This is a genomic window from Demequina oxidasica (assembly GCF_000975115.1).
In the GTDB taxonomy this organism is placed as follows: domain Bacteria; phylum Actinomycetota; class Actinomycetes; order Actinomycetales; family Demequinaceae; genus Demequina; species Demequina oxidasica.
Map to the genome: position 1 here is coordinate 1 of NZ_BBRE01000005.1, position 5,780 is coordinate 5,780.

Sequence of the window (5,780 nt, forward strand, 5' to 3'; positions counted from 1 at the left end):
TTCCGGAAATGACGAAAGGCCGCCCAGCGTTGGGCGGCCTTTCGTGTAAAGGATGTCCCGCAGCGACCTACTCTCCCACACCGTCACCAGTGCAGTACCATCGGCGCAGGGAGGCTTAGCTTCCGGGTTCGGAATGGAGCCGGGCGTTTCCCTCCCGCTATGGCTGCGGAAACTCTATGGAGATATCAACCCAAGTGTTTGGGTTTTCGGTTTCCCGACCGTATCTCGGGAACCGCACAGTGGACGCGTAGCATAATTAAATGAAGTTAAGTTATTGGCCTATTAGTACCGGTCAGCTTCAAGGGTCTTTAGTCCCCTCTTCCACATCCGGCCTATCAACCCAGTGGTCTGCTGGGGGCCTTCAGGACCGAAGTCCATGGAAATCTCATCTTGAGACCGGCTTCCCGCTTAGATGCTTTCAGCGGTTATCCGTTCCAAACGTAGCCAACCAGCCGTGCTCCTGGCGGAACAACTGGCACACCAGAGGTTTGTCCATCCCGGTCCTCTCGTACTAGGGACAGATTCTCTCAAATTTCCTGCGCGCGCAGCGGATAGGGACCGAACTGTCTCACGACGTTCTAAACCCAGCTCGCGTACCGCTTTAATGGGCGAACAGCCCAACCCTTGGGACCAACTCCAGCCCCAGGATGCGACGAGCCGACATCGAGGTGCCAAACCATGCCGTCGATATGGACTCTTGGGCAGGATCAGCCTGTTATCCCCGGGGTACCTTTTATCCGTTGAGCGCTGGCGCTTCCACTTGCCACCAGCGGGTCACTAGTTCCGACTTTCGTCCCTGCTCGACCTGTCAGTCTCACAGTCAAGCTCCCTTGTACACTTGCACTCGCCACCTGATTGCCAACCAGGCTGAGGGAACCTTTGAGCGCCTCCGTTACTTTTTGGGAGGCAACCGCCCCAGTTAAACTACCCACCAGGCACTGTCCCTGATCCGGATTACGGACCGAGGTTAGATATCTAGAATGATCAGAGTGGTATTTCAACAATGACTCCACCAATACTGGCGTATCGGCTTCAAAGTCTCCCACCTATCCTACACAAACCACACCAAATACCAATACCAAGCTATAGTAAAGGTCCCGGGGTCTTTCCGTCCTGCTGCGCGTAACGAGCATCTTTACTCGTAATGCAATTTCGCCGAGTTTACGGTTGAGACAGCAGAGAAGTCGTTACGCCATTCGTGCAGGTCGGAACTTACCCGACAAGGAATTTCGCTACCTTAGGATGGTTATAGTTACCACCGCCGTTTACTGGGGCTTAAATTCTGAGCTTCGCCTTGCGGCTAACCCTTCCTCTTAACCTTCCAGCACCGGGCAGGCGTCAGTCCGTATACATCGTCTTGCGACTTCGCACGGACCTGTGTTTTTAGTAAACAGTCGCTTCTCTCTGGTCTCTGCGGCCTTCGAACGCTCAGGAAGCAAGTTCCGTCACGCCTCAGGCCCCCCTTCTCCCGAAGTTACGGGGGCATTTTGCCGAGTTCCTTAACCATAATTATCTCGATCGCCTTAGTATTCTCTACCTGATCACCTGAGTCGGTTTGGGGTACGGGCGGCTAGAACCTCGCGCCGAGGTTTTTCTTGGCAGCATAGGATCACCGATTTCCAGCTATTGCTGTCATCATCAGGTCTCAGGCTATGTGAGTCGCGGATTTGCCTACGACTCGCCCTACACCCTTAAACGTGGACAACCATCGCCACGCTCGGCTACCTTCCTGCGTCACCCCTGTTAATACGCTTGCTTACTACAGACTCGGGTCGCGCGATCCACAGACATTCCCCCGAAGGGTTCAGCTGTTTCTGGCGCTTAGCATCATCTGATTCTGCATGGGCGGTTCTTCGCCGGTACGGGAATATCAACCCGTTGTCCATCGACTACGCCTGTCGGCCTCGCCTTAGGTCCCGACTTACCCAGGGCGGATTAACCTGGCCCTGGAACCCTTGATCATTCGGCGGACGGGTTTCTCACCCGTCTTTCGCTACTCATGCCTGCATTCTCACTCGTGTAGCGTCCACCGCTGGGTCACCCCGCGACTTCACTCGCTACACGACGCTCCCCTACCCATCCATACGCTTGGACCACGAAGGCCTGGCTAATATATGAATGACACAACTTCGGTGGTGTACTTGAGCCCCGCTACATTGTCGGCGCGGAATCACTTGACCAGTGAGCTATTACGCACTCTTTCAAGGGTGGCTGCTTCTAAGCCAACCTCCTGGTTGTCTGGGCAACTCCACATCCTTTCCCACTTAGCACACGCTTTGGGACCTTAGTTGGTGTTCTGGGCTGTTTCCCTCTCGACTATGAAGCTTATCCCCCACAGTCTCACTGCTGCGCTCTCACTTACCGGCATTCGGAGTTTGGCTGACGTCAGTAACCTGGTGAGGCCCATTAGCCATCCAGTAGCTCTACCTCCGGTAAGAAACACGCAACGCTGCACCTAAATGCATTTCGGGGAGAACCAGCTATAACGAAGTTTGATTGGCCTTTCACCCCTATCCACAGCTCATCCCCTCCATTTTCAACTGAAGTGGGTTCGGTCCTCCACGCGGTCTTACCCGCGCTTCAACCTGGCCATGGATAGATCACTTCGCTTCGGGTCTAGAGCATGCGACTCAAACGCCCTATTCGGACTCGCTTTCGCTACGGCTACCCCACACGGGTTAACCTTGCCACATACCACTAACTCGCAGGCTCATTCTTCAAAAGGCACGCTGTCACCCCTGCTAGGGAGGCTCCAACGGATTGTAAGCACACGGTTTCAGGTACTATTTCACTCCCCTCTCGGGGTACTTTTCACCTTTCCCTCACGGTACTGATTCACTATCGGTCAGTAGGTAGTATTTAGGCTTACGAAGTGGTCTTCGCGGATTCACACGGGATTTCTCGGGCCCCGTGCTACTTGGGATGACTCTCAGGAGTCTACGAAATTTCGTCTACGGGGGTTACACCCTCTATGCCGGGCCTTTCAATGCCCTTCGACTATCACGCAGATTTTTGACTCCTTGACGGATCGGCAGATCCATCCGAAAGGTCCCACAACACCGCTAACGCAACGCCTGCCGGCTATCACACGCTAACGGTTTGGCCTTTTCCGGTTTCGCTCGCCACTACTCACGGAATATCTCTTCCTGTCGGTACTGAGATGTTTCACTTCCCGACGTTCCCTCTACTCGCCCTATGTGTTCAGGCGAGAGTCACTGGACATGACTCCAGCGGGGTTTCCCCATTCGGACATCCTCGGATCAAAGCTTGTTTGCCAGCTCCCCGAGGCTTTTCGCAGGCTACAACGTCCTTCTTCGGCTCCTACTGCCAAGGCATTCACCATGTGCTCTTAAAAACTTAACTTACATTCAAATTTACATTCGAATTTAAAGATGCTCGCGTCCACTGTGCAGTTCTCAAGGTACGGGCGGTCCTACCTTCATCCGGCGCCTACCTCATGAAACAGTAATGTCTCTGCGAGGTGGTTCATCCGAATCCGATAGTCCGTCCAGCCTGTCTTTCGACTGGCCTGAGTATCTAAGCTTTCGCCCGATCCCTCAGGACCCAACAGTGTGCCATGCAGTCACTTCCCAGAATCTAAGACTGTTCCAACCCGCAAGGGGCGTACTAAGAAGACTCTCTCGAGCAGCTGCCATAGTCGATGTTCCATCCATGAGCCCTCGCTGCTCTACATATGAGAACAATACGAAGTCCTGGACACCCCCAAAGAGGGCGCCAAGTGCTCCTTAGAAAGGAGGTGATCCAGCCGCACCTTCCGGTACGGCTACCTTGTTACGACTTAGTCCCAATCGCCAATCCCACCTTAGACAACTCCCTCCCTTGCGGGTTAGGCCGTTGGCTTCGGGTGTTACCGACTTTCGTGACTTGACGGGCGGTGTGTACAAGGCCCGGGAACGTATTCACCGCAGCGTTGCTGATCTGCGATTACTAGCGACTCCAACTTCATGAGGTCGAGTTGCAGACCTCAATCCGAACTGAGACCGGCTTTTTGGGATTCGCTCCACCTTGCGGTATCGCAGCCCTTTGTACCGGCCATTGTAGCATGCGTGAAGCCCAAGACATAAGGGGCATGATGATTTGACGTCATCCCCACCTTCCTCCGAGTTGACCCCGGCAGTCTCCTATGAGTCCCCACCATTACGTGCTGGCAACATAGAACGAGGGTTGCGCTCGTTGCGGGACTTAACCCAACATCTCACGACACGAGCTGACGACAACCATGCACCACCTGTATACAGCCCCGAAGGACTCCCTATCTCTAGAGATAAACCGTATATGTCAAGCCTTGGTAAGGTTCTTCGCGTTGCATCGAATTAATCCGCATGCTCCGCCGCTTGTGCGGGCCCCCGTCAATTCCTTTGAGTTTTAGCCTTGCGGCCGTACTCCCCAGGCGGGGCACTTAATGCGTTAGCTGCGACGCGGAACTCATGGAAAGAGCCCCACATCTAGTGCCCACCGTTTACGGCATGGACTACCAGGGTATCTAATCCTGTTCGCTCCCCATGCTTTCGCTCCTCAGCGTCAGTTGTGGCCCAGAGACCTGCCTTCGCCATTGGTGTTCCTCCTGATATCTGCGCATTCCACCGCTACACCAGGAATTCCAGTCTCCCCTACCACACTCTAGTTTGCCCGTACCCACTGCAGATTCGAGGTTGAGCCTCGAACTTTCACAGCAGACGCGACAAACCGCCTACGAGCTCTTTACGCCCAATAATTCCGGACAACGCTTGCGCCCTACGTATTACCGCGGCTGCTGGCACGTAGTTAGCCGGCGCTTCTTCTGTAGGTACCGTCACTTTCGCTTCTTCCCTACTGAAAGGGGTTTACAACCCGAAGGCCTTCATCCCCCACGCGGCGTCGCTGCATCAGGCTTTCGCCCATTGTGCAATATTCCCCACTGCTGCCTCCCGTAGGAGTCTGGACCGTGTCTCAGTTCCAGTGTGGCCGGTCGCCCTCTCAGGCCGGCTACCCGTCGTCGCCTTGGTGAGCCATTACCTCACCAACTAGCTGATAGGCCGCGAGTCCATCCCAGACCGAAAAACTTTCCAGACAATGATCATGCGATCTCGTCTCGTATCCGGTATTAGACCTCGTTTCCAAGGCTTATCCCAGAGTCTGGGGCAGGTTACTCACGTGTTACTCACCCGTTCGCCACTGATCCACAGAGCAAGCTCTGCTTCACCGTTCGACTTGCATGTGTTAAGCACGCCGCCAGCGTTCGTCCTGAGCCAGGATCAAACTCTCCGTTAATGTTTATAGCTAATCCGCAAAGCGGTTTAACGACATACGAAGCGGTTCCGAAGAACCAGTTTAATCTCCAGCAAATAGTACGAATGTCACTGACATTCATTTCTTTACCAAAGGTATTCAGCATCACGACAACACAAACCGAAGGTTCGCATCAACGCAATACCAAACAATTTGGCATCGACTTATGTGGCACACTGTTGAGTTCTCAAGTTTCGGACGCGCACCAAAACATTCTCTTCCGAGTCCGTTTTAGGGCAACCCTACGATCTTACACCCTTCATCCCTCGCCGTCAACACACCTTGTCGGAGTGTTTCAAACTTAGGGGGCTCTCAACCTTACCTCACTCAAGGCGCGTCAGCGACCAAAGCTCAGAAACGTTGAAGTGGTTGTCAAGAGGACTTCCCGCGGCCTTTTCAGTCCTGCGGTAAAGCGTCCCGTCGTTGGCAACAGATGAAACATTACGGCCAGATGAACAAACCGTCAAATCACACGAAACCCGGGCGTGTCG

3 rRNA genes are annotated in these 5,780 nt (G+C 54.0%); all 3 read right to left on the minus strand.

Going from position 1 to position 5,780, the window contains the following annotated elements:
- Window positions 1–54: 54 nt before the first annotated feature.
- The 3 genes from rrf to AOP77_RS12005 all read right to left on the minus strand — a co-directional run bounded on the left by rrf (window position 55) and on the right by AOP77_RS12005 (window position 5,271).
- Window positions 55–171: ribosomal RNA gene (rrf, locus tag AOP77_RS11995) — 5S ribosomal RNA — on the minus strand.
- 91 nt (window positions 172–262) lie between these two features.
- Window positions 263–3,363 (minus strand): 23S ribosomal RNA (locus AOP77_RS12000).
- Between the two features lie 387 nt (window positions 3,364–3,750).
- A 16S ribosomal RNA gene (locus AOP77_RS12005) occupies window positions 3,751–5,271 on the minus strand.
- The 16S, 23S and 5S rRNA genes sit together here, the layout of an rRNA operon.
- Window positions 5,272–5,780 lie beyond the last annotated feature (509 nt).